The 25,044-nt window shown below is 71.2% G+C and carries 25 protein-coding genes; 15 read left to right on the forward strand and 10 right to left on the reverse strand.

Annotated elements, in window-relative coordinates:
* Positions 1-149 precede the first annotated feature (149 nt).
* Together ACFXBC_RS19740 and ACFXBC_RS19745 are read right to left on the reverse strand one after the other, a co-directional pair.
* On the reverse strand, positions 150-1,169 hold the full coding sequence (locus tag ACFXBC_RS19740) for an aldo/keto reductase (protein ID WP_385025584.1): 1,020 nt from the start codon (positions 1,167-1,169) through the stop codon (positions 150-152).
* Between the two features lie 5 nt (positions 1,170-1,174).
* The gene (locus ACFXBC_RS19745) at positions 1,175-1,654 is read right to left on the reverse strand and encodes a MerR family transcriptional regulator (protein WP_385025587.1); all 480 of its coding nucleotides are present in this window, start codon (positions 1,652-1,654) and stop codon (positions 1,175-1,177) included.
* A gap of 130 nt (positions 1,655-1,784) precedes the next feature.
* Between ACFXBC_RS19745 and ACFXBC_RS19750 the strand changes: the two genes are divergently transcribed.
* The 4 genes from ACFXBC_RS19750 (at position 1,785) to ACFXBC_RS19765 (ending at position 7,535) form a co-directional block, all read left to right on the forward strand.
* The gene (locus tag ACFXBC_RS19750; protein ID WP_385025590.1) at positions 1,785-2,252 is read left to right on the forward strand and encodes a GNAT family N-acetyltransferase; all 468 of its coding nucleotides are present in this window, start codon (positions 1,785-1,787) and stop codon (positions 2,250-2,252) included.
* A gap of 15 nt (positions 2,253-2,267) precedes the next feature.
* Positions 2,268-3,083 carry a serine hydrolase domain-containing protein gene (locus ACFXBC_RS19755; protein WP_385025593.1) on the forward strand — a complete coding sequence of 272 codons (816 nt, stop codon included), beginning with the start codon at positions 2,268-2,270 and terminating at the stop codon, positions 3,081-3,083.
* A 99-nt stretch (positions 3,084-3,182) separates the two neighbouring features.
* Positions 3,183-3,605 (forward strand): hypothetical protein, encoded by a 423-nt coding sequence (locus ACFXBC_RS19760; RefSeq protein ID WP_385025596.1) that lies wholly within the window; start codon positions 3,183-3,185, stop codon positions 3,603-3,605.
* A 3-nt stretch (positions 3,606-3,608) separates the two neighbouring features.
* Positions 3,609-7,535, forward strand: a complete 3,927-nt coding sequence (locus tag ACFXBC_RS19765) for a hypothetical protein (protein WP_385025599.1) — start codon at positions 3,609-3,611, stop codon at positions 7,533-7,535.
* Positions 7,536-7,556: 21 nt separating this feature from the next.
* On the opposite strand, the gene ACFXBC_RS19770 is transcribed toward ACFXBC_RS19765, so the two are convergent.
* A complete protein-coding gene (locus ACFXBC_RS19770; protein ID WP_385025602.1) occupies positions 7,557-8,027 on the reverse strand; it encodes an ATP-binding protein in 471 nt (156 codons plus the stop codon).
* Between the two features lie 83 nt (positions 8,028-8,110).
* On the opposite strand from ACFXBC_RS19770, the gene ACFXBC_RS19775 reads away from it, so the two are divergent.
* Together ACFXBC_RS19775 and ACFXBC_RS19780 are read left to right on the forward strand one after the other, a co-directional pair.
* The gene (locus ACFXBC_RS19775; protein ID WP_385025605.1) at positions 8,111-8,935 is read left to right on the forward strand and encodes a helix-turn-helix domain-containing protein; all 825 of its coding nucleotides are present in this window, start codon (positions 8,111-8,113) and stop codon (positions 8,933-8,935) included.
* Positions 8,919-9,185, forward strand: a complete 267-nt coding sequence (locus ACFXBC_RS19780) for a DUF397 domain-containing protein (protein ID WP_385025609.1) — start codon at positions 8,919-8,921, stop codon at positions 9,183-9,185. Before ACFXBC_RS19775 ends, ACFXBC_RS19780 begins: the two co-directional genes overlap by 17 nt.
* Here ACFXBC_RS19780 and ACFXBC_RS19785 read toward each other — a convergent pair.
* Positions 9,182-9,829 (reverse strand): pirin family protein, encoded by a 648-nt coding sequence (locus ACFXBC_RS19785; RefSeq protein WP_385025715.1) that lies wholly within the window; start codon positions 9,827-9,829, stop codon positions 9,182-9,184. The two genes, ACFXBC_RS19780 and ACFXBC_RS19785, sit on opposite strands and share 4 nt — an antisense overlap.
* 62 nt (positions 9,830-9,891) lie before the next feature.
* Between ACFXBC_RS19785 and ACFXBC_RS19790 the strand changes: the two genes are divergently transcribed.
* The 5 genes from ACFXBC_RS19790 to fabF all read left to right on the forward strand — a co-directional run bounded on the left by ACFXBC_RS19790 (position 9,892) and on the right by fabF (position 14,807).
* The gene (locus ACFXBC_RS19790; RefSeq protein ID WP_385025611.1) at positions 9,892-11,091 is read left to right on the forward strand and encodes a PucR family transcriptional regulator; all 1,200 of its coding nucleotides are present in this window, start codon (positions 9,892-9,894) and stop codon (positions 11,089-11,091) included.
* A gap of 89 nt (positions 11,092-11,180) precedes the next feature.
* Positions 11,181-12,119 (forward strand): ACP S-malonyltransferase, encoded by a 939-nt coding sequence (locus ACFXBC_RS19795; protein WP_385025720.1) that lies wholly within the window; start codon positions 11,181-11,183, stop codon positions 12,117-12,119.
* A gap of 15 nt (positions 12,120-12,134) precedes the next feature.
* A complete protein-coding gene (locus ACFXBC_RS19800; RefSeq protein ID WP_385025613.1) occupies positions 12,135-13,139 on the forward strand; it encodes a ketoacyl-ACP synthase III in 1,005 nt (334 codons plus the stop codon).
* 81 nt (positions 13,140-13,220) lie between these two features.
* Positions 13,221-13,469 carry an acyl carrier protein gene (locus tag ACFXBC_RS19805; protein WP_385025615.1) on the forward strand — a complete coding sequence of 83 codons (249 nt, stop codon included), beginning with the start codon at positions 13,221-13,223 and terminating at the stop codon, positions 13,467-13,469.
* A 75-nt stretch (positions 13,470-13,544) separates the two neighbouring features.
* A complete protein-coding gene (gene fabF, locus ACFXBC_RS19810; RefSeq protein ID WP_385025618.1) occupies positions 13,545-14,807 on the forward strand; it encodes a beta-ketoacyl-ACP synthase II in 1,263 nt (420 codons plus the stop codon).
* A gap of 80 nt (positions 14,808-14,887) precedes the next feature.
* Here the strand turns inward: fabF and ACFXBC_RS19815 are convergent, their stop codons facing one another.
* Positions 14,888-15,763, reverse strand: a complete 876-nt coding sequence (locus ACFXBC_RS19815) for an NAD(P)-dependent oxidoreductase (RefSeq protein ID WP_385025621.1) — start codon at positions 15,761-15,763, stop codon at positions 14,888-14,890.
* Positions 15,764-15,782: 19 nt separating this feature from the next.
* Positions 15,783-16,277: a DUF3145 domain-containing protein gene (locus ACFXBC_RS19820; protein ID WP_328326171.1), complete on the reverse strand. Its 495-nt coding sequence runs from the start codon at positions 16,275-16,277 to the stop codon at positions 15,783-15,785.
* A gap of 289 nt (positions 16,278-16,566) precedes the next feature.
* Here ACFXBC_RS19820 and ACFXBC_RS19825 point away from each other — a divergent pair, with 289 nt between their 5' ends.
* A complete protein-coding gene (locus tag ACFXBC_RS19825; RefSeq protein ID WP_385025625.1) occupies positions 16,567-17,484 on the forward strand; it encodes an SGNH/GDSL hydrolase family protein in 918 nt (305 codons plus the stop codon).
* A gap of 9 nt (positions 17,485-17,493) precedes the next feature.
* On the forward strand, positions 17,494-18,489 hold the full coding sequence (locus tag ACFXBC_RS19830; protein ID WP_385025628.1) for an aldose epimerase family protein: 996 nt from the start codon (positions 17,494-17,496) through the stop codon (positions 18,487-18,489).
* 78 nt (positions 18,490-18,567) lie between these two features.
* Here the strand turns inward: ACFXBC_RS19830 and ACFXBC_RS19835 are convergent, their stop codons facing one another.
* Complete coding sequence (locus tag ACFXBC_RS19835; protein ID WP_385025631.1) at positions 18,568-21,021, reverse strand: beta-glucosidase; 2,454 nt, start codon at positions 21,019-21,021, stop codon at positions 18,568-18,570.
* Between the two features lie 164 nt (positions 21,022-21,185).
* Here ACFXBC_RS19835 and ACFXBC_RS19840 point away from each other — a divergent pair, with 164 nt between their 5' ends.
* On the forward strand, positions 21,186-21,764 hold the full coding sequence (locus tag ACFXBC_RS19840; RefSeq protein WP_385025634.1) for a TetR/AcrR family transcriptional regulator: 579 nt from the start codon (positions 21,186-21,188) through the stop codon (positions 21,762-21,764).
* Positions 21,765-21,829: 65 nt separating this feature from the next.
* Here the strand turns inward: ACFXBC_RS19840 and ACFXBC_RS19845 are convergent, their stop codons facing one another.
* The 3 genes from ACFXBC_RS19845 to ACFXBC_RS19855 form a co-directional block, all read right to left on the reverse strand.
* Positions 21,830-22,738, reverse strand: coding sequence for an EI24 domain-containing protein (locus ACFXBC_RS19845; RefSeq protein ID WP_385025637.1), 909 nt, complete (start codon positions 22,736-22,738; stop codon positions 21,830-21,832).
* A gap of 244 nt (positions 22,739-22,982) precedes the next feature.
* A complete protein-coding gene (locus tag ACFXBC_RS19850; RefSeq protein WP_385025640.1) occupies positions 22,983-23,411 on the reverse strand; it encodes an organic hydroperoxide resistance protein in 429 nt (142 codons plus the stop codon).
* Between the two features lie 64 nt (positions 23,412-23,475).
* Complete coding sequence (locus ACFXBC_RS19855; protein ID WP_385025643.1) at positions 23,476-24,495, reverse strand: NADP-dependent oxidoreductase; 1,020 nt, start codon at positions 24,493-24,495, stop codon at positions 23,476-23,478.
* A 106-nt stretch (positions 24,496-24,601) separates the two neighbouring features.
* Here ACFXBC_RS19855 and ACFXBC_RS19860 point away from each other — a divergent pair, with 106 nt between their 5' ends.
* On the forward strand, positions 24,602-25,033 hold the full coding sequence (locus ACFXBC_RS19860) for a MarR family winged helix-turn-helix transcriptional regulator (protein ID WP_385025646.1): 432 nt from the start codon (positions 24,602-24,604) through the stop codon (positions 25,031-25,033).
* The last annotated feature ends 11 nt before the right edge of the window (positions 25,034-25,044 follow it).

The raw sequence follows: 25,044 nt of genomic DNA on the forward strand, positions 1-25,044 counted from the left end.
ACCCCCCCCACTAGGCCCTCGCGGGGGCGGCACCTGTACCCCGACCCGGTGGCGGCGGCTGGGGCCCGCGGGGGGGCGGCCCCCCTCCGTAGCCGGGTATCCGGACTCCGTCGTCAGGTGTCCGGCTCCGTGGCCGGTGGCCGGTACGGCTACTCGCGCGCCGCCGACGTCGACGACATGTCCGGGTAGCGGTCGCCCTTGACCTCGGCCGCGATCGGTTCGAGCTGCGCCAGCTCATCGGCCGTCAGCCGCAGCCGGGTGGCGCCGGTGTTCTCCAGGAGCCGGGTGCGCTTGCGGGTGCCGGGGATCGGCACGACCGCCGACAGCCCGTGCACCTCGGCCCGCTGCTGCACCCAGGCGAGGGCCACCTGCGCCGCCGTCGCACCGTGCGCTGCCGCGATCTTGTGCACCGGCTCCAGGAGCGCCGCGTTCGCCTTGGCGTTGTCCCCGGTGAAGCGGGGCTGGAACTGCCGGAAGTCGCCGCTCGCGAGCTCCTTGGAGGCGTCCGCGAAGGAGCCGGTGAGGAAGCCCCGGCCGAGCGGCGAGTACGGCACGATGCCCACGCCGAGTTCGGCTGCCGCGCCGATCAGGCTCCGCTCCACGTCCCGGCTGAACAGCGACCACTCGGACTGCACGGCGGTGATCGGGTGCACCGCGTGCGCCTCGCGCAGCTCGGCGCCGGTCACCTCGCTCAGCCCCAGGTACTTGACCTTGCCCGCGGCGACCAGCTCGCCCATCGCGCCGATGGACTCGGCCAGCGGCACGTCCGGGTTGCGGCGGTGCATGTAGTAGAGGTCGATGACGTCGACATCCAGCCGGCGCAGGCTCGCCTCGACGGCCTGCCTGATGTACGGGGCGTCGTTGCGCACGCCCCGGTAGTGCGGGTCGTCGGCGCGCCGCTCGATGGAGAACTTGGTGGCCAGCGTGATCTCGTCGCGGTGTGCGGCGACGAACGGCGCGAGGAACGTCTCGTTGGCGCCCTGCCCGTAGATGTCCGCGGTGTCGATCAGCGTGACACCGGCCTCGACGGTGGCCTCCAGGGTGTCCCTGGCCGCCGCCTCGTCGGTGTCCCCGTAGAACTCGCTGATGCCCATGGCGCCGAAGCCCTGTACACCGACCTCGGGCCCGTCCTGGCCCAGCCGCACCCTGTCGATCTTCTCGATGCTCATCAGGTTCAGTACCTCTCCGACGCCCGCCGGGCGTCCGCGTAATAGTCGATCTTGAAGTCGAGTACGGAGAGCGTGTCCTGGAGCTCCGCGATGCGCAGCCGCACATCCCTGCGGGTCTCCTGCAGCAGCTCCTGACGCTCTTCGAAGGTGTCCACGCCCTGGCGTACGAGTTCGGCGTAACGGACCATCTTGGCGACCGGCATCCCGGTCAGCCGCAGTTTGCCGACGAAGGCCAGCCAGTCCAGGTCGCGGTTGGAGAAGCGGCGCTGGCCGGTGTGCGACCGGTCGACATGCGGCATCAGCCCGATCCTCTCGTACCAGCGCAGGGTGTGCGCGGTGAGACCGGTGAACGCGACGACCTGGCTGATCGTGTACTGGTCCCGCCCGTCCGGGAGCCTGTCCGCCGTGGACGCGGGCGCGGTCGCACAGGGGTGCACGGTCTCCGGCGCCGGCCCCGTGTCGGTCTCGGTCTCGGTCACAGTCATGCGCTCCCCCAGCTCCTTCGTCCTCGCTCCTTCGTCCTCGCGACAACCCCAACGCTAGATCCTTCGAGTGCACTCCAGGCAAGCGAATAGGGGCAGAACTTCGGCGGCGGCTCCCGTAGCCTCGCGCACCATGAGCACCGCACGCCGCGCGCACCCCGATGACGCCGTCGAACTCGTACGCCTGCGCAAGCTGATGCAGGACTCCCTGTCCGGCGCACCGCACCCGGACATCAGCTGGCAGCCCGCCGCCGTCGAAACGCTCCGCGGGAAGCTCGGTGACCCCGCGGCGGATCTCACCGCGTTCGTCGTCGACCGGCCGGACGGCGGCCTCGCCGCCTGCGTGGTCGGCACGGTCGAGTACCGGCTCGGCGGGCCCGGGAACCCGCACGGCGCGAGCGGTTACGTCTTCAGCGTCGCGACCGATCCTGACATGCGCCGCCGGGGGTACTCGCGCGCCTGTATGGAGGCGCTGCTCGGCTGGTTCCGGGAGCGCGGTGTGCCCAGGGTCGACCTGCGCGCGTCGGCGGACGGCGAGCCGCTCTACACCTCGCTCGGGTTCGTCAGGACCCCCGATCCCGCGATGCGTCTGACGCTGTAGTTAGGCTCGTCCCTCATGAAGAGCCTGGCGATGACCGAGAACTGGCCGGTACCCGCGGTGGCCGCGGCCGTCGTACGAGCGGACGGCACCGTCGCCGGTACGGTCGGCCCGACCGGGCGGCGTTTCCCGCTCGCCTCGGTCACCAAGCCGCTCGCCGCGTACGCCGCGCTCATGGCGTACGAGGAGGGGGCGGTCGAGCTGGACGAGCCCGCGGGTCCGCCCGGGGCCACGGTCCGCCATCTGCTCGCCCACACCAGCGGGCTCGCCTTCGACGAGGACCGGGTGATGGCGGCCCCCGGTGAGCGCCGGATCTACTCCAACGCGGGGTTCGAGGCGCTCGGCGACCACATCGCCGCGGCCACCGGCATCCCCTTCGCCGAGTACCTCCGCGAAGGGGTGCTCGAACCGCTCGGGATGACGGCCACATCCCTTGAGGGCTCGCCCGCAAAGGACGGTGTGTCCACCGCCGACGATCTGGCCAGGTTCGCCGCCGAGCTCCAGGCGCCCCGGCTGCTCGACCCGCGTACGGTCGCCGACGCCACGTCGGTGGTCCACCCGGGCCTCAAGGGTGTGCTGCCCGGCTACGGTCTCCAGAACCCGAACGACTGGGGCCTCGGCTTCGAGATCCGTAACACCAAGTCCCCGCACTGGACGGGCAGTTCGTCGTCCCCGTGCACCTTCGGCCACTTCGGCCAGTCGGGTACGTTCCTCTGGGTCGACCCGGAGGCGGGGGCCGCCTGTGCGGTGCTGACCGACCGGGACTTCGGGCCGTGGGCGGTCGACGCCTGGCCGCCGTTCACGGATGCGGTGCTGGCGGAACTCCGGTCCTGACAGCGATCCGCACAGCATCCGACCACTCCTGGGGCTGGCGCACGGGCCGTCCCTACCGGTAGGCAGGAGAGGCGACGTGCGAGTACTGGGGGGTACGGGGTGGATCCGGAGCTGACGGCACTTACTTCCACGGCGGCCACGACCGTGGTGCAGTTACTGGCGACAGAGGGGTGGGAGCGGGCACAGGCCGCCGTGACCGGGCTGTGGCGGCGGTTGCATCCGGAGCGGGCGGACACCGTGAGCGCCGAACTGGAGGAGTCCCGCTCGCAGGTGCTCGCCGCCCGGCGCACGGGGGACGGCGAGGCCGAGCGGGATGTGGTCGGCGCATGGCAGGGGCGGCTGCGCAGCCTGCTGCTCTCCCATCCCGAAGTAGCCGTCGAACTGCGCCGGTTGCTGGCCGACGAGCTGGAGCCCGCGCTGGCCGCGACCACGCAGACCACCTCGACCACGATGTCGGCACGGGCGTCGGGCCATGCCCGGGTGTACCAGGCGGGGCGGGACCAGCACATCACGGAGGCGTGAGCTGTGAGTCCCGGCCGGGACCCGGAGGCGCCTGATCCCGGCCCTTCGGGTGCCTCAGGGGTCTCGGGTGCCTCGCGCACCTCAGGTACCTCGCGTGCCCCGGGCGCCTCGCGTGCCCCAGGTGAAGAGGTCCACCTCCGGGCCGATGCCTCCGGGCACGCCACCATCAACCAGGCCGCCCGGGACCAGCACTTCCATTACGCCGACGGTGTACACGGGCAGCGCGATGTCGCGGCGGGCGGGCCGGCGCCCGAGTGTCCCTATCCGGGGCTTGCCGAGTTCGGGTCGGAACAGGCCCGGTGGTTCTTCGGACGGGCCGGGCTGATCGCAGAGCTGACGGCCCGTCTGGATCAGCGCCGGCGTACCGGTGGGGCGCAGACGGTCGTGGCGCCGTCCGGGGCGGGCAAGTCCTCACTGCTGCGCGCCGGTCTGCTGCCGAGGCTCGATCAGGGCGCCCTACCGGGCTCCGACCGATGGCCGAAGCTGGTGTTCACCCCGACCGCCGACCCGGTGGGGGCCCTCGCCGCTCAACTCGCCTCGCTGGCGGGCACTCGCCCTGACGCGCTGGCCAGGACGCTGACCGCCGACCCGCGCCAGTGCGTCTCCGTACTGTCCGAAGGTCTGCGCCGCCGTGTCGGCGACGGGGACCGGGAGGCGCGGGTGCTCCTGGTGGTGGACCAGTTCGAGGAACTCTTCACGTTGTGCGGTGACGACCGGCAGCGGCACCTCTTCGTCGACCTGCTCGGGCGCATCGCGGGCGGTGACGGGCAGGCAGGTCCGGAGGCGGGCACCGCGGCGGACCCGGCGGCAGGCTCGGTGCCGAGCCAGGCTGGGCTGGTCCTGCTGGGCATCAGGGCGGACTTCTACGCGGCCTGTGTCGACTTCCCGGTCTTGCGTACCGCGCTACAGGATGCCCCGTTGGTGGTCGGGGCCATGTCGGACGTGGAGTTGCGCGAAGCGATCCTGTATCCGGCCCGCAGTGTGGGCCTCGATATCGAGACCGGGCTTGTCGAGTTGCTGCTGCGGGACCTGGGTGCTTCGGCCGGGGCGGACGGGGAGAGAGCCGTCGGCTACGAGGCCGGGCGGCTGCCCCTGCTGGCTCACGCGTTACGGGGCAGCTGGCAGCAGCGCCACGGCTCCACCCTCACCGTGCGCGGCTACCAGGCCACCGGTGGTATCCAGCACGCTGTCGCGACGACCGCCGAAGACGTGTACTCCCGTCTGGACGCGGCCGGGCAGCTGGTGGCGCAGTCGCTCTTCCTCCGAATGGTCAAGGTCGGAGACGGGACCGAGGACGTCCGGAGGCGGCTGTCACAGGGCGAGTTGGCGAGTTACGGCGCTCAAGCGGGGCCGGTCGTGGACGCGTTCACCCGGACACGGCTGCTGACCCAGCAGCAGGACATCGTGGAGATCACCCACGAGGCCCTGCTGCACAGCTGGCCACGGCTGCGGGACTGGATCGAGACCGACCGTGCGGACCGGCTGACCCGCCAGAGCCTGGAGGAGAGCGCGCTCACCTGGGACCACGATCACCGGGACGCGTCCCTGCTCTACCGCGGCAGCCGACTGGAGGTCGCACGCGTCTGGGCAGCGTCCTCCCCCGGAGTTCTGAGTGGCACGGCACAGGCCTTCCTCGCGGCCTGCACCAGGGCAAGGCGCCGGACGACCCGCCTCCGTACCGCACTTGTCGCCGTGCTGGCGGTGCTCGTGCTGGCTACCTCCGGCGCCGCGGTATTCGCCTTCCAGCAACAGGGCGAGGCGTTGCACCAGCGCGACCTCGCCGTCTACAACAGAGTGGTCTCCGAGGCGGACCAGTTGCACACGAAGGACGCGTCCCTGTCGGCCCAACTGCTGCTCGTCGCCCACCGTATGAGGCCCGGCGACGAGACCTACACACGGCTCGTCGACACGGGGGACGATCCGCTGTCCACTCCCCTCCTCGGTCACAAGGGCAGTGTCAGCACGGTGGCGTACAGTCCGGACGGGAAGACGCTCGCCAGCGCGAGCTGGGATTCGACCGTCCGGCTGTGGAACGTGGCGGACCCGACCCGGCCCCGACTCCTGGGGCGCCCTCTGAAGGGCGCCACCACCGGCGCCGTCAACGACGTGGTGTTCAGCCCGGACGGGCACACCCTGGCAGCCGGATCCACCGACTCCTTCGTACGGCTGTGGAATGTGTCGGACCCCGCGCGTCCCACCCTGCTCGGTGAGCCTCTCCGGGGAAACACCAGGGGCGTTTCGTCGGTGGCGTTCAGCCCGGACGGCCATCTGCTGAGCATCGGCGGAGGTGACGGCACGGTGCAACTGTGGGACATCTCCGCCCCCTCACGGCCCGAACCCCTGGGTTCCCCGTTGGGGGGCCTCTCCGGCAATGTCTCCTCTCTGGCTTTCAGCCCCGACAGCAGGACACTCGCCTCGGGGAGCGCCGACAGGACGGTCCGGCTGTGGGACGTCTCCCGTCCCGCCCGTCCCGTGCCCCTGGGCAGCCCGTTGAAGGGCTACACCAGCACCGTGACCTCCGTCGCCTTCAGCCCCGACGGGCACACCCTCGCCACCGGGGGCGGCGGTCAGAGCACGGTGCGCCTGTGGGACGTGTCGGCTCCCGCAAAGCCCCGGCTCCGCGGGAGCCCCCTGTACAGCGACAAGAACGTCATCACCCAGGTGGCGTTCAGCCCGGACGGCCGCACCCTGGCGGTGGGAAACGGGGCTTCGACCGTGCGGCTGTGGAACGTGTCCAATCCCGACAGGCACATCCTCATCGGCCGGGCCCTGGCCGGCCACACCGGCATCGTGGCCTCGGTGGCGTTCAGTCCGGACGGGCACACCCTGGCAACCGGCAGCTACGACAGGACGGTCCGGCTGTGGAATCTCCCCTCCACCCGCCTCACCGGCGCCACCGCTACTGTCAGCTCGGTGGCGTTCAGCTCGCAGGGACGCCTCCTTGCCACGGGCGGGGGCGGAGACGGATCGGTGCGGCTGTGGAGGGTATCGGCCGGATCCAGGCCCAAGTCCCTGGGGAAGCCGCTGAAGGGCCACATCCGTTCCGTCATGTCGCTGGCGCTCAGCCCCGACGGGCGCACACTGGCCGCCGGAGACATCAAGGGAGGGGTGCAGTTGTGGGATGTCTCGACAGCTGCCGAGCCCCAACTCCTCGGCGAACCGCTGAAAGGCCACACCGGCAATGTCGGAACTCTCGCCTTCAGCCCGGACAACCGGACCCTCGCCTCGGGAAGTGACGACAGCACGGTGCGTCTGTGGGACGTGACCAGCCCCTCCCGGCCCGCGCCCCTCGGCGAGCCTCTGAAAGGCCACACCGGTCAGATCTGGTCCGTCGCGTTCAGTCCGGACGGCAGAGCACTCGCATCGGGAAGCAACGACAGGACAGTCCGGCTGTGGGATGTCTCCCACCCCGCCCTTCCCGCACCTCTGGGCCGCCCTCTGACCCTCGGATCCCAGGCGGCCTCGCTGGCGTTCAGCCCGGACGGACACACCCTGGCCATCGGCACCTACGACTTCACCGTCCGCCTGTGGAACGTATCGGATCCGGCCCGCCCCAAGCCCCGGGGCCGCCCCCTGGAAGGGCACACGAGCGCCGTGCGGACGGTCGCGTACAGCCCTGACGGCAAGATGCTGGCATCCGGAGGCTTCGACGGGACGGTGCGCCTGTGGAACGTGTCCGATCCGGACCGTTCCACATCCCTGGGCGAGCCGCTGACCGGGCACAACAGCGGTGTCTGGTCAGCGGCGTTCAGCCCGGACGGCCGGACCCTGGCCACCGGCAGCCTGGACGAGTCGGTCCGGCTGTGGGGACTGGATACGGACACCATCACCCACCGGATCTGCGCCGACACCAGGAACATCCTCACCGCCAGGCAATGGCGGCGCTACGTCGGCGGCTCACTGCCCTACCACCCGCCCTGCGCCGCCTGAGGCTCCTCCCACCCGGAGAACTCAACGGACCGCTGTCACCCCGGCCTCCCCCGGCTCCGGTACATCCGCCGCCTTCGCGGTCAGGCACTCGAACCACACCGTCTTGCCGCACCCGTCATGGCGCGGCTCCACGCCCCAGCTGTCGGTGAGGGCATCGACCAGGACCAGCCCCCGCCCGCCCTCGTCGAGTTCATCCCCCACAGCCGCGCTGGGCAGGTGCGGGCACCCGTCCGCGACCTCGATCCGCACGCCACGGCCCGGGAGCCAGAGGATGCACGTCTGGCAGAGGCGCCCCGGGACATGCCGTACGACATTCGCGATCAGCTCGGTGAGCGCCAGCTCGGCCACGTCGGCCACGTCGAGAAGACCCCAGCCGGTGAGGTACATGCGCAGGATGCGCCGCAGATGGAGCGCCGAGTGCTCACTCACCGCGAAGGCGGCGCGGTAGGTCGGCTCCGCGTGGTCCGCCGGGGAAGCAGTTACGTCATTCATGTCACCAGGGTGCAATGCGACGGTTACGCTCGGCTACGTACTGAACCGAACGCCGGGCGGCGTTGCAGGCCGGAGGTGCCCACGTGGCCAACATCCACTCGCTCGACCCCAGTGCCTCGCCGCTGGACTACTTCGGCTGGGAACTGCGCCGGCAGAGAGAGGCCGCCGGCCTGAAACAGGGGCAGCTCGGCGACATCATCTTCTGCACGGGCTCCCTGATCGGCCAGATCGAGACCACGAAGAAGATCCCGACCCGCGACTTCGCCGAACGCGTGGACGCGGCACTCGGCACGGACGGCGTGTTCTCCCGCCTGGTCGGCCTGGTCCTGCGCAGCCAGCTGCCGACCTGGTTCCAGCCGTATGCCGACATGGAGGCGCGTGCGGCCTACATCTCCACGTACCAGACGCAGTTGGTGTACGGGCTTCTCCAGACGGAGGAGTACGCGCGGGCGCTGCTCCGTGTCGACCATCCGAGCAAGGCCGACGAGATGGTGGCCGCCCGGCTGGAGCGTCAGAGAATCCTGGAGGGCGAGCATGCGCCCGCTCTCTGGGTCATCCTGAGCGAGGCCGTGTTGCTTCAGGAAGTCGGCGGGCGGGACGTCATGCGCAGGCAACTGGCCCGGTTGTTGGACTTCCGTCACGATCCGTGGGTGCAGATCCAGGTCCTCCCGTTCTCAGTCGGCCAACACACCGGTTTGATGGGGTCGTTCAACCTCCTCCGGTTCGACAACGACCCTGACCTGTTCTACGTGGAAAGCTACGATCAGGGCCATATGACGGCCAATCCGCAAGTGATCAAAGAGCGTTCGGTCGGTTACGCTCGCTTGCAAGCGACCGCCCTCTCCCCCGAGGACTCGGCGGTACTGATCGCTCGGGTGATGGAGGAACGATATGGAGACCAGGGATGACCTGACCGGAGCGTGCTGGCGGAAGTCTTCGCACAGCGGCACCAACGGCGGCGACTGCGTCGAGTGCACAGTGACCGGCGGTGCGACCTGGCGTAAGTCGACGTACAGCGGCAACACCGGCGGCGAGTGCGTCGAGGTGGCCGCCGGCCTCCGCGGCACCGTGCCGGTCCGAGACAGCAAGAACCCCGCAGGTCCGACCCTGTTCGTGCACGCCGCAGCCTGGCAGACCTTCGTTGACGGGGTCCGCTAGAACTCCCAGACCAGCACCTCGGCGGCCGTCGCCGCCACCAGTTCCAGGCCCTCGGGCCCCGTGATCCGCACCGAGTCCCCCGGCCCCAACCCCGTCTCCCCCAGCCGCACTTCGCCCCGTACGACGTGCAGGTACACCCCGGGCGCGTCCGGCACCGCAACGCGCTCGCCGGGGGACGGCCTGCGGACCGAGAGCAGCGCACCCGAAGCCGGGACCGCGTACGGGGTGGCGTCCGCGATGCCGCGGACGATGGCGTACGACGGGTCGCCGCCCGGCTCCAGGGGTGACAGCCACATCTGGACGAAGACCAGCGGGTCCGGGCCCTCGTTGCGTTCCGCGTGGCGTACCCCGCCGGCCGACGAGAGGTGCTGGACGTCTCCGGCGCGTACGACCGTGGCGGCGCCCGTCGAGTCGCGGTGGGTGAGTTCGCCCTCGACCACCCAGGTGATGATCTCGGTATGGCTGTGGGGGTGTTCGTCGAAGCCCGCGCCGGGCGCGAGCCGCTCCTCGTTGCAGGCCAGGACCGGTCCGAAGCGCAGGTTGTCCGGGTCGTAGAAGGTGCCGAACGAGAAGGCGTGGCGGGAGTCGATACCGGCCGCGGCGTCGCCTCCGCGGTAGCGCTCGCCGGAGCGCCGTACATCCATCACGCCGACCACCGTAGCCCCGCCACGCCATGCCCGGGTCCGGATAAGGCAGTCTTGTCCACGTGCCCCGACCCGATTCCGCGCAGCCCGGACCCCCTCCCGAACATCCGCACGCCGCGACTCTGAAGCGTCTTGAGCAGTCCTCCGGCCGGCTCTCGGCGAACGCCATCGCCCGGATGGACGAGACGCTGCCGTGGTACCGGGCCATGCCACCGGAGAACCGATCCTGGATCGGTCTGGTCGCGCAGGCCGGGATCGCGGCGTTCACCGAGTGGTTCCGGCACCCCGAGGCCCCGCAGGCGATCTCCACCGATGTCTTCGGCACCGCTCCGCGCGAGCTGACCCGGGCCATCACGCTGCGGCAGACGGTCGAGATGGTGCGTACCACCATCGAGGTCATGGAGACCGCGATCGAGGAAGTCGCGGCCCCCGGCGACGAGTCGATCCTCCGCGAGGCGCTGCTCGTCTACGCCCGGGAGATCGCCTTCGCGACCGCCCAGGTGTACGCGCAGGCCGCCGAGGCGCGCGGGGCGTGGGACGCCCGGCTCGAATCGCTGGTGGTCAACGCGGTGCTGTCGGGCGAGGCCGACGAGGGCGCGGTGTCCCGGGCCGCCGCGCTCGGCTGGAACTCGCCCGACCATGTCTGTGTGATCCTCGGCACCGCGCCCGAGGGCGACAGCGAACTGACCGTCGAGGCGATCCGGCGCGCCGCGCGCCACGCGAAGGTCCAGGTGCTGACCGGGGTGCTCGGCAACCGGCTCGTCGTCATCGCGGGCGGCAACGACAACCCGCTCCAGGTCGCCAAGGCCCTCATCGGCCCGTACGCGGCGGGTCCGGTGGTCGCCGGGCCGATCGTGCCCGACCTGCTGGCGGCCACCCGTTCCGCGCAGGCGGCGGCGGCCGGGCTCAAGGCCGGTTACGCCTGGCAGGACGCGCCGCGCCCGGTGCTCGCCGATGATCTGCTGCCGGAGCGCGCCATCGCGTCCGACCCCTCGGCGCGCGAGCAGCTGGTGGAGGAGATCTACAGACCTCTGGAGGAGGCGGGTTCGGCCCTCCTGGAAACGCTGAGTGTCTATCTGGAGCAGGCGAGCAGCCTGGAGGGCGCGGCCCGGATGCTCTTCGTGCACCCCAACACCGTCCGCTACCGGCTGCGACGTGTGACCGACGTCACCGGCTGGTCACCCTCCGACGTGCGCTCCGCGTTCACTCTGCGCATCGCCCTGATCCTGGGGCGCCTGGCCGACGGGGATACGCACCTCTAGACTTTTGTCGGACACCAACAATTCCCCCGGCGGTTCTTCGTCCCTGTCCCCACGGGCGTCAGGGGCCGTCCACAAGAGAGAGTGTGAGGGTGCTCGTACTCGTCGCTCCCGGCCAAGGCGCTCAGACGCCCGGCTTCCTGACCCCCTGGCTCGAACTCCCCGGTGCCGCCGACCGTATCGCCGCGTGGTCGGACGCCATCGGGCTCGACCTCGCCCACTACGGCACGGAGGCCGACGCGGACGCGATCCGCGACACCGCGGTGGCCCAGCCGCTGCTGGTCGCGGCCAGTCTGCTGTCCGCTTCCGCGCTGGGTGACTTCGTGCCCGGTGCCGTCGCGGGACACAGCGTCGGCGAGATCCCGGCCGCGGTGTTCGCGGGCGTCCTCGACGAAGCGGCGGCCCTCGGTTTCGTACGGACCCGTGGACTGGCCATGGCCGAGGCCGCAGCTGTCACCGAGACCGGGATGGCCGCGCTGCTCGGCGGCGACCCGGAGACCGTGCTGCCGCACCTGGAGAAGCTCGGGCTGACCCCGGCGAACGTGAACGGCGCCGGCCAGATCGTCGCCGCGGGCACCGCCGAGCAGATCGCCGCGCTCGTCGACGACAAGCCGGAGGGGGTGCGCAGGGTCATGCCGCTCAAGGTGGCGGGTGCCTTCCACACCCACCACATGGCGCCGGCGGTCGCCGGACTCGGCAGGGCCGCGCAGGACCTGGTCGTCGCCGACCCGACGGTCCCGTACCTCTCGAACGCCGACGGCGAGGCGGTCGCGACCGGCCCCGACGTCGTCGCCCGGCTGGTCAGCCAGGTCTCGAACCCGGTCCGCTGGGATCTGTGCATGGAGACCGCTCAGAAGCTGGGCGCCACCGCGCTCATCGAGGTCTGCCCCGGTGGCACGCTGGTGGGCATCGCCAAGCGCGCCATGCCCGGCGTGCGGACGCTGGCACTGAAGACGCCCGACGACCTCGACGCGGCTCGCGCCCTCATCGCCGAGACCCAATCACCTGCCGCTGACGCGGCGGGGGCCTAAGGAGCCCGAGAGAGCATGGCGAAGATCAAGCCCAGCCAGGGCGCCCCGTACGCGCGGATCATGGGGGTCGGCGGCTACCGCCCGACCCGGGTCGTGCCCAACGAGGTGATCCTGGAGACGATCGACTCGTCCGACGAGTGGATCCGCTCCCGCTCCGGCATCGCGACCCGCCACTGGGCGTCCGACGAGGAGACCGTGGCCGCGATGTCCATCGAGGCATCCGGCAAGGCCATCGCGGACGCCGGGATCTCCGCCGACCGGATCGGCGGCGTGATCGTGTCGACGGTCTCGCACTTCGCGCAGACCCCGGCCATCGCCACCGAGATCGCCCACAAGCTCGGCACCGAGAAGGCGCCGGCCTTCGACATCTCGGCGGGCTGCGCCGGCTTCGGCTACGGGCTGACGCTCGCCAAGGGCATGGTCGTCGAGGGTTCCGCCGAGTACGTGCTCGTCATCGGCGTCGAGCGGCTCAGCGACCTCACCGACCTGGAGGACCGTGCGACGGCCTTCCTCTTCGGCGACGGCGCGGGCGCGGTCGTGGTCGGCCCCTCCCAGGAGCCGCACATAGGCCCTACGGTGTGGGGCTCGGAGGGCGACAAGGCCGGGACCATCAAGCAGACCGTGCCGTGGTCGGACTACCGCGACGGCAAGGGCCGCGAGAAGTTCCCGGCGATCACGCAGGAGGGCCAGGCGGTCTTCCGCTGGGCCGTGTTCGAGATGGCGAAGGTCGCCCAGCAGGCGCTGGACGCCGCCGGTATCGCCGCGGCCGACCTGGACGTCTTCATCCCGCACCAGGCCAATATGCGGATCATCGACTCGATGGTGAAGACCCTCAAGCTGCCGGACCATGTCACGGTCGCCCGTGACGTCGAGAACACCGGCAACACCTCCGCCGCCTCGATTCCGCTCGCGATGGAGCGGCTCCTGGCGACCGGTCAGGCGAAGAGCGGCGACACCGCGCTGGTCATCGGCTTCGGGGCGGGTCTCGTCTACGCCGCGACTGTCGTTACCCTCCCCTAGGGCATTCCGGAGTAATCCGGTTCGTTCGAACACCCCGAGCAGTCCCCGACACACACCGCTACACATCGAAGGAGCGCCAACATGGCCGCCACGCAGGAAGAGATCGTCGAGGGTCTCGCCGAGATCGTCAACGAGATCGCAGGCATCCCGGTCGAGGACGTCCAGCTGGACAAGTCCTTCACCGACGACCTGGACGTCGACTCGCTGTCCATGGTCGAGGTCGTCGTCGCCGCCGAAGAGCGCTTCGACGTCAAGATCCCCGACGACGACGTCAAGAACCTCAAGACCGTCGGCGACGCTGCCGATTACATCTCGAAGCACCAGGCCTGACCCAGGCCCGCGGCTGACGCCACCCGGCGGTGGCGCCGTGATTCAGATCCCTCTACACGTGGAGAAGAAATTCCAGTGAGCCCGACCAATCGCACCGTGGTCGTCACCGGTATCGGCGCAACCACACCGCTGGGTGGCGACAGCGCATCGACCTGGGACGGTCTGCTCGCAGGCCGTTCCGGTGTCAAGCCGCTCACCGAGGAGCGCTTCGCCGAGCTTCCGGTCCGCATCGCCGCCCCGGCGGCTGTCGACCCGAGCGAGGTCCTGGCCCGTCCTCTCGCCCGCAAGCTTGACCGCTCGGCCCAGTTCGCGGTGATCGCGGCCCGTGAGGCCTGGTCCGACGCGGGCTTCACCGCGAAGGCCGGTGAGGACGACGCCGTACACCCCGAGCGGCTCGGCGCGGTCGTCGCCTCCGGCATCGGCGGTATCACCACCCTGCTCGACCAGTACGACGTACTCAAGGAGAAGGGCGTACGCCGTGTCTCCCCGCACACCGTCCCCATGCTCATGCCGAACGGCCCGTCCGCCAACGTCGGTCTCGAACTCGGCGCGCAGGCGGGCGTCCACGCGCTGGTCAGCGCCTGTGCGTCCGGCGCCGAGGCGGTCGGCTACGCGGCCGAGATGATCCGCATGGGCCGTGCCGACGTCGTCGTCGCCGGTGGCACCGAGGCGACGATCCACCCGCTGCCCATCGCGGCCTTCGCCAACATGATGGCGATGTCCAAGAACAACGAGGACCCCGAGGGCGCCTCCCGCCCGTACGACAAGGGCCGTGACGGCTTCGTACTCGGCGAGGGCGCCGGCATCGTCGTCCTGGAGTCGGCCGAGCACGCCGCCGCGCGCGGAGCCCGGGTCTACTGCGAACTCGTGGGCCAGGGCCTGTCGTCGGATGCCCACCACATCGCGCAGCCGGAGCCGACCGGCCGCGGTATCGCGGCGGCGCTGCGGCACATGCTGGAGACCACCGATCTCAACCCCGCCGAGGTCGTGCACGTCAACGCGCACGCCACCTCGACTCCGCAGGGCGACGTCGCCGAGATGAAGGCGCTCCGCCAGGTGCTGGGCGACGACCTCGACCATGTCGCCATCTCCGCGACGAAGTCGATGACCGGGCATCTGCTGGGCGGCGCCGGTGGTATCGAGACCGTCGCCACGGTGCTGGCGCTGCACCACCGCACGGCTCCGCCGACCATCAACATCGTGGACCTCGACGAGGAGGTCGACGCGGACATCGTGCGGGACAAGCCGCGGACGCTGCCGCAGGGGCCGATCTCCGCGGTCAACAACTCGTTCGGTTTCGGCGGTCACAACGTGATGCTGGCGTTCCGCTCGGTCTGACCACGACCGGCGACGGCCGCACCGCCCGCGGGCCCGTCCCTCCCTGTCCGGGAGGGGCGGGCCCGCGGGCGTGACCGGCCTCAGGCGTCGAAGCTCGCGAAGTACGAGGCGGCCATGTCGTCGTCGCCGTGGCCCTGCGCCTGCGCCCGGCGGAACCGCTCGCCGCCGGCGGCCGCCACATCCATCCGCACCCCCGCGGCGCGCCCCGCCTCGACGATCAGCCGGGCGTCCTTCGCCGCGGTGGTGACCGAGAAGCTCGGGGTGTAGTCCCCGGTGAGGATCGCCTGCCCCTTGATGTGCAGATAGCCGCAGTCCAGCGTGCCGCCGCCGACCGCGTCCAGGAAGTCCGCCGGGTCCACGCCGAGTCCGGCCGCCAGCGCGAGCGCTTCGGCCGTGCCGTGGGTGAGGGACAGGACCCAGCTGTTGCAGACGAGTTTCAGCCGGGTTGCCGCGCCCGTGGAGCCGTCGTCGCCGACCCAGACCGTACGGGAGCCGACCGCGTCCAGGACGGGTGCGAGAGCGTCACGTACGGAGCCGGGGCCGGCCGCGAGGACGGTGAGCTGACCGTTCTCCGCCGGGACCTTGGTGCCGAGTACGGGGGCGTCCACGAAGACCAGCCCGTGCTGCCTGGCGAACGCGGCGAGCGGGAGCAGCCCTTCGGTGCCCGCGGTCGTGGACTGGAGCCAGACAGCTCCGGACTTCAGCACGGGCCCGGCCGCGGTCATCGCTTCGAGGGCGGCGGCTCCGTCGTACAGCATCGTGAGGATCACGTCCGCGCCCTCGACGGCCTCGCCGGGCGTGCCGGTGACACGCGCACCGTCAGCGGCGAGCGGCTCGGCCTTGGAGCGGGTCCGGTTCCAGACCCGGACATCGAGCCCGGCGCGGCAGAGGTTACGGGCCATCGCGGCGCCCATGATGCCCGTACCGAGAACAGCTACTGAGGTGTTGTCAGCCATGGGCCGATCGTAAAGCGGATCAGACGACCTGGTGCAGCCAGCGCACCGGGGCTCCCTCGCCCGCGTACCTGAAAGGCTCCAGCTCGTCGTCCCACGGCTTGCCGAGCAGCCGGGCGATCTCGGCCTCCAGGTCGCTCTCGCCGCCCAGTGAGCGGGCCAGTGCGGCCCGCAGCCGGTCCTCGGGGATCAGGATGTCGCCGTGGATTCCGGTGACGGCGTGGAAGATGCCCAGCTCCGGTGTGGCGCTGTAGCGCTCGCCCTCGGCCGAGGGGCACGGCTCCGACGTCACTTCGAAACGCAGCAGATTCCAGCCACGCAGCGCCGAGGCGAGCTGGGACGCGGTGCCGGTCCCGCCCTTCCAGGAGAACTCGGATCTCCAGGTGCCCGGAGAGGCGGGCTGCCTGATCCAGTCGAGATTCACCCGCGCACCGAGAACGCCCGCCACCGCCCATTCGACGTGTGGGCACAGCGCGCGTGGTGCGGAGTGCACGTACAGAACTCCACGTGTCGTCACCGGGACCTCCAGTGCGGGTCGAGGTTCGCCTTCCCCAGCGGCCTCTCGCCCGTTCTGCCCCGGGGTGCAACAGTAAACAGCATCGGGAGTTAATCTCCTGAAATGGGACAGTATGTGACGTGATGTAATTTACCGGAGCCGCTGATGGGCGATGTTGCCACTGGTCCGACGGGGAAAAACTACCGCGCGGGGGCCTCACTCGTGTGACGTACTGTCGGTCCTGGCCCCGTTGAACACAGAGCTTTCACTCGGCAGGACGCCCGGGTCGGCCACTTGGAGGGTGCAGAGGGTGCAGAGGAAGCCGGAATACGCGCCGGGGTCCGCCCGGAGCCGCCGCGGCCGCACCGCTGTCGCGGCGCTGCTGGCGGCTGTCGTGCTCCCGCTCGGCGCGACGGCCGGCTGTGACTCTTCCGACAGTGGCGGGAAACATGCGCAGGGCCCTCACGGCGCGCCGTCCTCACCCGCCCCGACCTGGGACACCTCCCCCGGATCAGTGGCCGCCGTGGGCGATTCCATCACCCGTGGCTTCGATGCCTGTTCGGTGCTCGCGGACTGTACGAAGGTGTCCTGGGCGACCGGTTCGGACCCGAAGGTGCGCAGTCTGGCCTCCCGGCTCGGGGTGAAGAAGCAGTGGAACGACGCCAGGACCGGGGCCCGGATGGCCGATGTGCCCGCCCAGATCGACGCTGCGGCGGCGCACCGCCCCGAGTTGGTGACGATCATGGCAGGTGCCAATGACGCATGCCGGGACTCGGTTTCGCACATGACACCGGTGGATGAATTCCGCACCTCGTTCATGACAGCGCTGAAACGTTTTCGCACGGCGCTGCCCAAGAGTGAGGTCTATGTGTCGAGCGTGCCGGACCTGAAGCGGCTCTGGTCGCAGGGGCGCGGCAATCCGCTGGGCAAGCAGATCTGGAAGCTGGGGATCTGCGCCTCGATGCTGCGGGACGCCGATGCGATGGACCCGGCGGCCGTGGCGCGGCGCGACGCCGTGCGGGAGCGGGTGGTCGCGTACAACGCGGTGCTCAGGGACGTGTGCGCGTCGGACACGCACTGCCGTTACGACGGCGGGGCGGTCTTCGGTTTCCGGTTCACCGGGGCCCAGTTGAGCCCCTGGGACTGGTTCCACCCCGGCCGGGACGGCCAGGAGCGGCTGGCCGAGATCGCCTACCGCAACGTCACGGCCGCCCGGCCTCCGGCGTAGGGTCCGGTCATGAGCAGCGCGCAGCCGGAGATCTTCGGCCGTCTCGGTGACGGCACCCCTGTCCACCGCTGGACCCTGGAGCGCGGCGGCACGCGGGTGCGCGTGCTCACGTACGGCGGGATCCTGCAGTCCGTCGAGGTACCCGACCGGACGGGGGCGGCGACCGGTGTGGCCCTCGGGTTCCCGGACCTCGCCGGGTATCTGGCCCACCCCGGGCCGTACTTCGGGGCGCTGATCGGGCGGTACGCGAACCGCATCGCGGGCGGTGCGTTCGCGCTCGACGGGCGGACGTACCGGCTGCCCCGCAACAACGGGCCGCACAGTCTGCACGGCGGCGACCGGGGCTTCGACAAGCGGGTGTGGGAGGCGGAGGCCACCGGGCACGGGGTGCGGCTCTCGCGGGTCAGCCCGGACGGCGAGGAGGGCTACCCGGGGCGGCTGGCCGTCTCCGTGACGTACGGCCTGACGGAGAGCGGTGCGCTGCGGATCGGGTACGAGGCGACGACGGACGCGCCGACCGTGGTGAGCCTGACCAACCACTCGTACTGGAACCTGGGCGGCGCCGAATCCGGCAGCGCGGCCGGGCACGAGCTGCGGATCGCGGCCTCGCTGGTGACGCCGGTGGACGCGGAGCTGATCCCGACCGGGGGTTCGGAGCCGGTGGCGGGGACGCGCTTCGACTTCCGGGAGGCCCGTAAGTCGGGTCCCGGCTATGACCACAACTATGTGCTCGACAACGAGGTGCCCGGTGGCGGCAGTACGGAGGCCGCCGAACTGTTCGACCCGGCATCGGGGCGGGTGCTGACGATCACGACCAGCGAGCCGGGCCTGCAGCTCTACACCGGTGACCACATCGACGACGGGCCGTACGGTGCCTGCGCCGGGATCGCGCTGGAGACCCAGCGCTTCCCCGATGCGCCGAACCGGCCGGAGTTCCCCAGTGCGGTGCTCAGGCCGGACGGCGCCTACGTCTCCGAGACGGTGTACGGGTTCTCCACGCGGTAGCGGGCGCGGGCTCTGCCCGGTCCGGCGCGCCCCCGCCCTGTCCTGCCCGGTGGGCAGGGGCGGGGGCGCGCCGGTGTGTCAGACCGTGATCGCGGCCGTCAGCCTGGTGTCCGTGAGGGAGCGGCCGGCCCGGATCTCGTAGCCGCCCGGGCGGCGCGTCCAGCCGCCGGACTCCTCGTCCCAGGTCTCGAAGACCCGCGGGGAGAGCGCGACGGCCACCTCCACCGTCTCCCCCGGCGCCGCTTCCACGGTGGCGAATCCGGCCAGCTGGCGGGCGGCCCGGTCCGGTCCCGGGCTGTCCGGGGCCGCGTAGACCTGGACCGTTTCGCGGCCGGTGCGGCTGCCGGTGTTGCGGATACGGACGGTCGCGGTCCCGGTGGCCGCTTCCAGGGACTCGTAGCTCCACTCGGTGTAGCCCAGGCCGTGGCCGAAGGGGTAGGCGGGGGTGGCGCCGGACCGGTCCCAGGCCCGGTAGCCGATGAACACGCCCTCCTCGTAAGGGAGTTCGCCGTTCTCCGGCTCGACCCTGCTGACCGGGGCGTCCGCCAGGGCCACCGGCCAGGTGGTGGGCAGCCGGCCACCGGGCTCCGCCGCTCCCAGGAGTACGTCGGCGAGCGCGGCACCGCCCTCCTGGCCCGGGAACCAGCTGAGCAGCACCGCCGCCACGCTCTCGCGCCAGGGCAGCTCCACCGGGGAGCCCGCGTTGACGACCACGACCGTGTTCGGATTGACGGCCGCCACCGCGCGTACCAGGTCGTCCTGGCGGCCGGGGAGCCCGAGGTCCTTGCGGTCGAAGCCCTCGGACTCGACCTCCTCGGTGGTGGCGACGACCACGACGGCGGTATCCGCCTCGCGTGCGGCGGCCACGGCCTCGGCGATCAGCTCGTCGGGGTCGTGCTGCGGGTCGCGGTGCATCAGCGAGAAGCCGATGGCCTGGAGCCGGGATCCGGCGCTCTTGTAGACGGTGTACTCGAAGGCGATCGCGACGGACTCACCGGCCGTGAGGGGGGCGGTGCCGCGCTCGACGGGGGCGCCGAAGACCGCGGCGAACGGGTCGGCCTCGTCGCCCGGGAGTTCGTCCGCTTCGAAGAGGACCCGGTCGCCCACGGTGAGCCGGAAGCCGCCGAGTCCCCGGGTGCCGAAGGTGTGCTCGCCGCTCTCCCTGGGGGTGAACGTGCCCTTGACCTCGATGGTGTGCAGCGCCTCGTGGGTCACCCCGTCGGGCAGGTCGCTGCCCACCCACTGGATGCGTCCGCCGGGCACCGATGCGGTGCCGAGGATTCGGCCCGCCTTGTCGCGGCAGACCGCGTGCAGGGCGAACCCCTTGCCCGCAGGGGCCAGTTGGCCGCTCGGGTCGGCGCCGATGGCGTAGCTGACGGCGCCGTCCGGGAGTGCGGCGGCCAGTCCGTCGAGCGGGGAGACCAGCTGGGTCGGGAAGACGGTGGCCGAGCCGCCGCCGAGGATACGGGCGTCGCGGGCGGCGGCGCCGATGAGCGCGACCTTGCGGGTCCTCGGCGCGTCCAGCGGCAGCGCGCCGCCCTCGTTCCGTACGAGCACGAAGGCGCGGCGGGCGATCTCGCGGGACAGCTCGCGCCCGTCGGTCTCCGGCGGCGGCTCGGTGACGACCGGCGGTGCGCCGTCGAGGATGCCGACCCGGGCGGCCAGCCGCAGCACGTTCCGTACGGCGTCGTCGACCGCGCTCTCGGGGACCTCGCCCGCCCTGACGGCGGCGGCCAGCGGCTCACCGTACGGGGTGACCGGTCCCGGCATGGCGACGTCGAGGCCGCCGGTGATGTCCCCGGCGGTGGAGCGCGCGGCCGTCCAGTCCGAGACGTTGAACCCGTCGAAGTGCCACTCGCCGCGCAGGACTTCGTTGACCAGGTAGCGGTGCTCGGTCATCGTCGTGCCGTTGACCGTGTTGTACGCGGTCATGATGCCCCAGGGGTGGGCGTTCTTGACGATGGTCTCGAAGGGCGCCAGATACAGCTCGCGCAGTGGGCGCGGGGCGATGAGGTTGTTGACGGTGAAGCGGTCGGTCTCCGCGTCGTTGCCGACGAAGTGCTTGACGGTGGTGCCGACGCCACCGCTCTGCACTCCCCGGACATAGCCGGCGCCGATCTCGCCGGTCAGATGCGGGTCCTCGGAGTAGCACTCGAAGTGCCGTCCGCCGAGCGGCGAACGGTGCAGGTTGACCGTCGGCGCGAGCAGGACGTGCACCCCCTTGCGCCGTGCCTCCTGGGCGAGCAGGACACCCGCCCGGCGGGCCAGCTCCGGGTCCCAGGTGGCGGCGAGTGCGGTCGGTGACGGCAGGGCGATGGACGGGTCGTCGGCGGTCCAGCGCACTCCGCGGACGCCGATCGGACCGTCGGACATGACGAGGGACCTCAGCCCGATCTCCGGGACCGCCGGGAGCGACCAGAAGTCCTGTCCGGAGAGCAGCCGGGCCTTGGTACCGAGATCCAGCCTGGCGAGTGCGGCCTCGACCGCGGCTTCGCGGACCGGGTCCGCGTCGTTGATGGGGGTGGCTGCCACCGTCGTACCTCCGCCTTGACGTAGTGAAGTTCCGCAGTCCCGTGCGTGATGTCTCCATCCTGACGCGCGTACCGGTAGATCGGTAGGTTTCGTTACTTCTTCGTGATGTGCGATGTCGTACGGTCCTCGGAGAGCACGTCTCGGACGGGGAAGGGAGCCGGTGGATGGGGAGCACCAGAGGCGAGGGGCGGCGGGCGGAGATCCTCCGTGCGGCGCTTGAGGTCATCGCGGAGCGCGGCTACCGGGGGACGACGCTCGGAGCGGTCGCCGAGCGGGTGGGCCTCACTCAGCAGGGGCTGCTGCACTATTTCCCGAGCAAGGACGCGCTGCTCGTCGCCGTACTGGAGGCGCGGGACCGGTGGGATCCGGGCGGGTCCGCGCGCTCGGGTGAGCCCTGGCCGCTCGGACTGCTCGGCTCACTGGTCGAGTACAACGCGATGCGGCCGGGGGTCGTGCAGACCTTCGCCGCGCTGCTCGGCGAGAGCGTCACGGACGGGCATCCGGCGCGGGACTTCTTCACGCGCCGCTATACACAGGTGCGGGGTTCGATGGCGGCCACGCTGCGCGGCGAGTTCGGGGACCGGCTGCCGGGCGGGCTGACCCCGGAGGAGGTCGCCCCGCTGCTGGTGGCGGTGATGGACGGGTTGCAGTACCAGTGGCTGCTGGACCCGGAATCGGTGGATATGCCCACCGCCTTCCGGGCCTTCACTACGCTGCTCGGGGGCGGCGCGGCGGCGGGGTGACGGGGGCCGGGTCTACTGGGCCCACAGGTGCCGGGGTTGCTCGGGCCGGGGCTACGCGTCCGGGGTTACTGGGCCCGGTAGGGCGTGGCGGCCGGGGGCGCGAGCGTCGCGGGTGCGCCGTCGGCGTGCGGGTCCCGTGGGGCGTGCGGGTCCGGGGCGCCGTCGGGGTGCGGGTCCCGTGCCTGGTCGGGGCGCGGACCTCGCAGGGCGTCCGGTTCCGCTTCCGGTTCCGTCGCGGTCTCCCCCGTCAGATCACGCGCCATCAGCGTCGCCCCGGCCACCGCGCCTGGCATCAGGAAGACCGCGACCAGTGGCACCAGGAAGCAGAGCGTCAGCGGGACGCCGAAGCCGAGGGTCAGCAGGCGGCGGCTCTTCAGCAGGGCCAGCCGCTCACGGAACTCCATACCGCGGCGCTGCAGCGCGATCGCCGTCAGCTCCTCGGCGAGGAAGAAACCCGAGACGCAGAAGCCGATCGCCGGGACCACGGTCTGGCCGACGACCGGCAGGAAACCGGCCACGAAGAGCAGCAGTCCGTAGCAGGCCACCCGCACCAGGACACGGACGCTGTCGCGCGCGGATATCCACAGCTCACGCCAGAAGGAGAGGCCGGAAGCGGGGACATCGGAGCCCTCCGACGCGTCGACCCGCTCCGAGAGCGCGTCGTAGAAGGGCTGGCCGACCAGCAGGGTCACCGCGGTGAACGAGACGACGGCGAGCAGCAGAGCCAGCGCCCAGAGCAGTACGGTCAGCACACCCCGAAGGAGCCCCGGCCAGGGCGAGCCCCAGGTGTCGGCGAACGGGGTCGCCCAGGCCACGGCGTCGTCCGCCCAGAACGCCAGCGCGACCAGCACCGCCGCATAGAGGACCAGCGTGATCAGCCCCGGCAGCAGCCCGAATCCGTACTGCCTGCCGCGCCCGCCGACCCAGCGCTGCCCCTTCACCAGATAGCCGAAGCCCGCCCCGAGATCACCCATGCGCAGCAGCCTAGCGGGGGGCGGGGCAGCGGAGTCCGGCAGCGGCCGGGGCCGCACGTCCCGGCCCCGGCTCAGGCTCCGACCCCGGCCCCGGCCCCGGCTCGGGGGTGGGCTCGGGGGCGGGGGCAGGGACGGGGGCGCCAACAGCCCGTACGGAGACGGCGAAGGGCCGCCCCCGCCGGAGCGCTCCGGAGCGGGGACGGCCCTCCCTGTCCCGGGCCGAGCCGGGATCAGCGGGTCATGATCAGGCGACGGCCAGGTCGACCTTGATGTTGCCGCGGGTGGCGTTCGAGTACGGGCACACCTGGTGCGCCTTCTCGATCAGCGCCTGCGCGGTGGCCGTGTCGACGTTCGGGATGGCGGCGGTGATGGTGACCTCAAGGCCGAAGCCGCCCTGCTCGGTCTTGCCGATGGAGACGGCCGCGGTCACGGTCGAGCCGGAGATGTCGGCCTTCTCCTGGCGGGCGACGACACCCAGCGCACCCTGGAAGCAGGCGCTGTAACCGGCGGCGAAGAGCTGCTCCGGGTTGGTGCCCGCGCCGCTTCCGCCCATCTCCTTCGGCGGGTTGACGACGACGTCGAGGTTGCCGTCGTTGGAGGAGACCCGGCCGTCACGGCCGTTCTCCGCGGTGGCGACAGCGGTGTACGCGACATCGATCTTCTGGATTGCCATGCGAGTTCCTTCTGTTGTGTACGCCGCGTCTCGCGCCCACGACCGCGGCGGCCTGGGGACGAGACTACTGGTTCACGGCGACGATCATCTTCCCGGTGTTCTCACCGCGCAGCAGCCCGAGAAACGCGTCGACGCCCTGCTCTACGCCTTCGACGACCGTTTCCTGGTAGGTGAGCTCGCCCGAGGCGATCCAGCCGGCGACATCCTTGACGAACTGCGGCTGGAGCGCCGCGTGATCGCCGACGAGCATGCCCTGGAGCCGCAGCCGCTTGCCGATGACCAGCGCGAGATTGCGCGGAGCCGGGGTGGCCTCGGTGCTGTTGTACTGCGAGATCATTCCGCAGATCGTGGCGCGGCCGTGCACGTTGAACGAGGTGAGGGCCGCTTCCAGGTGCTCGCCGCCCACGTTGTCGAAGTACACGTCGATGCCGTCGGGTGCCGCCTCGCGCAACTGCTTCGTGACGGGGCCGTCCTTGTAGTTGAAGGCCGCGTCGAAGCCGAGGTCCTCGGTGAGGTGCCTGACCTTCTCATCGGAGCCCGCCGAGCCGATGACGCGTGCGGCGCCCCTGATCCTGGCCATCTGGCCGACCTGGCTGCCGACGGCGCCCGCGGCGCCGGAGACGAAGACCGTCTCGCCCTCCTTGAAGGAGGCGACATCGAAGAGGCCGGCGTAGGCGGTGAGTCCGGTCATGCCGAGCACACCGAGGTAGGCCGAGAGCGGGGCGGCCGAGGGGTCGACCTTGGTGGCGTGCTTGGCCGGCACCTCGGCGTACTCGCGCCAGCCGAGGCCGTGCAGGACGTGGTCGCCCACCGCGAAGCCCTCGGCGTTCGAGGCGATGACCTCGCCGACCGCGCCGCCGTCCATCGGCTTGTCGAGCTGGAAGGGCGGGGTGTACGACTTCACGTCGTTCATCCGGCCGCGCATGTACGGGTCGACCGAGAAGTAGAGGTTGCGCAGCAGGATCCGGCCATCGGCGGGCTCGTCCACCGGGGCCTCGCGCAGGGCGAAGTCCGCGTGGGTGGGCCAGCCGTTCGGACGGGCGGTGAGGTGCCAGGCGCGGCCGGTAGTGGGGAGTGCGGACATCGGGTACAGCCTCCTGAGCAAAGATTCATGACGTGAAACATCGACTGCCTTAAACAACCATGCCTGGATATTTTAGATTGTCAAGCATGTGGGTACCATGGCGGACATGGCCACTCGTACAGACCCGCTGACCCTGGAAGTCGTCGAGCTGATCGGCGACATCGTCATCCGGTACCACGAGGAGTACGACGAGGCGGCGGCGGCGCACTCCCTCACCGGGGCGCAGGCGCGGGTGCTGGGTCTGCTGTCCATCGAGGCGATGCCCATGCGCCGGCTCGCCGGGCACCTGAAGTGCGAGCCGTCGAACGTCACCGGGATCGTCGACCGGCTGGAGGCGCGCGGTCTCGTGGAGCGCCGCCCCGACCCCGCCGACCGCCGGGTCAAGATCGCCGCCGCCACCGACGCGGGCCGGCGGACCTCCGGGGAGCTGCGCGCCACGATGGACTTCGCCCGTGAGCCGCTGGGCGAGCTGTCGGCCGGGGAGCGGACGGTGCTGCGGGATCTGCTGCGGCGCATGCTGGGGCGTACGGAGGAGTAGGGGACGGCCGG

The organism is Streptomyces sp. NPDC059398, assembly GCF_042751845.1.
Lineage (GTDB): Bacteria > Actinomycetota > Actinomycetes > Streptomycetales > Streptomycetaceae > Streptomyces.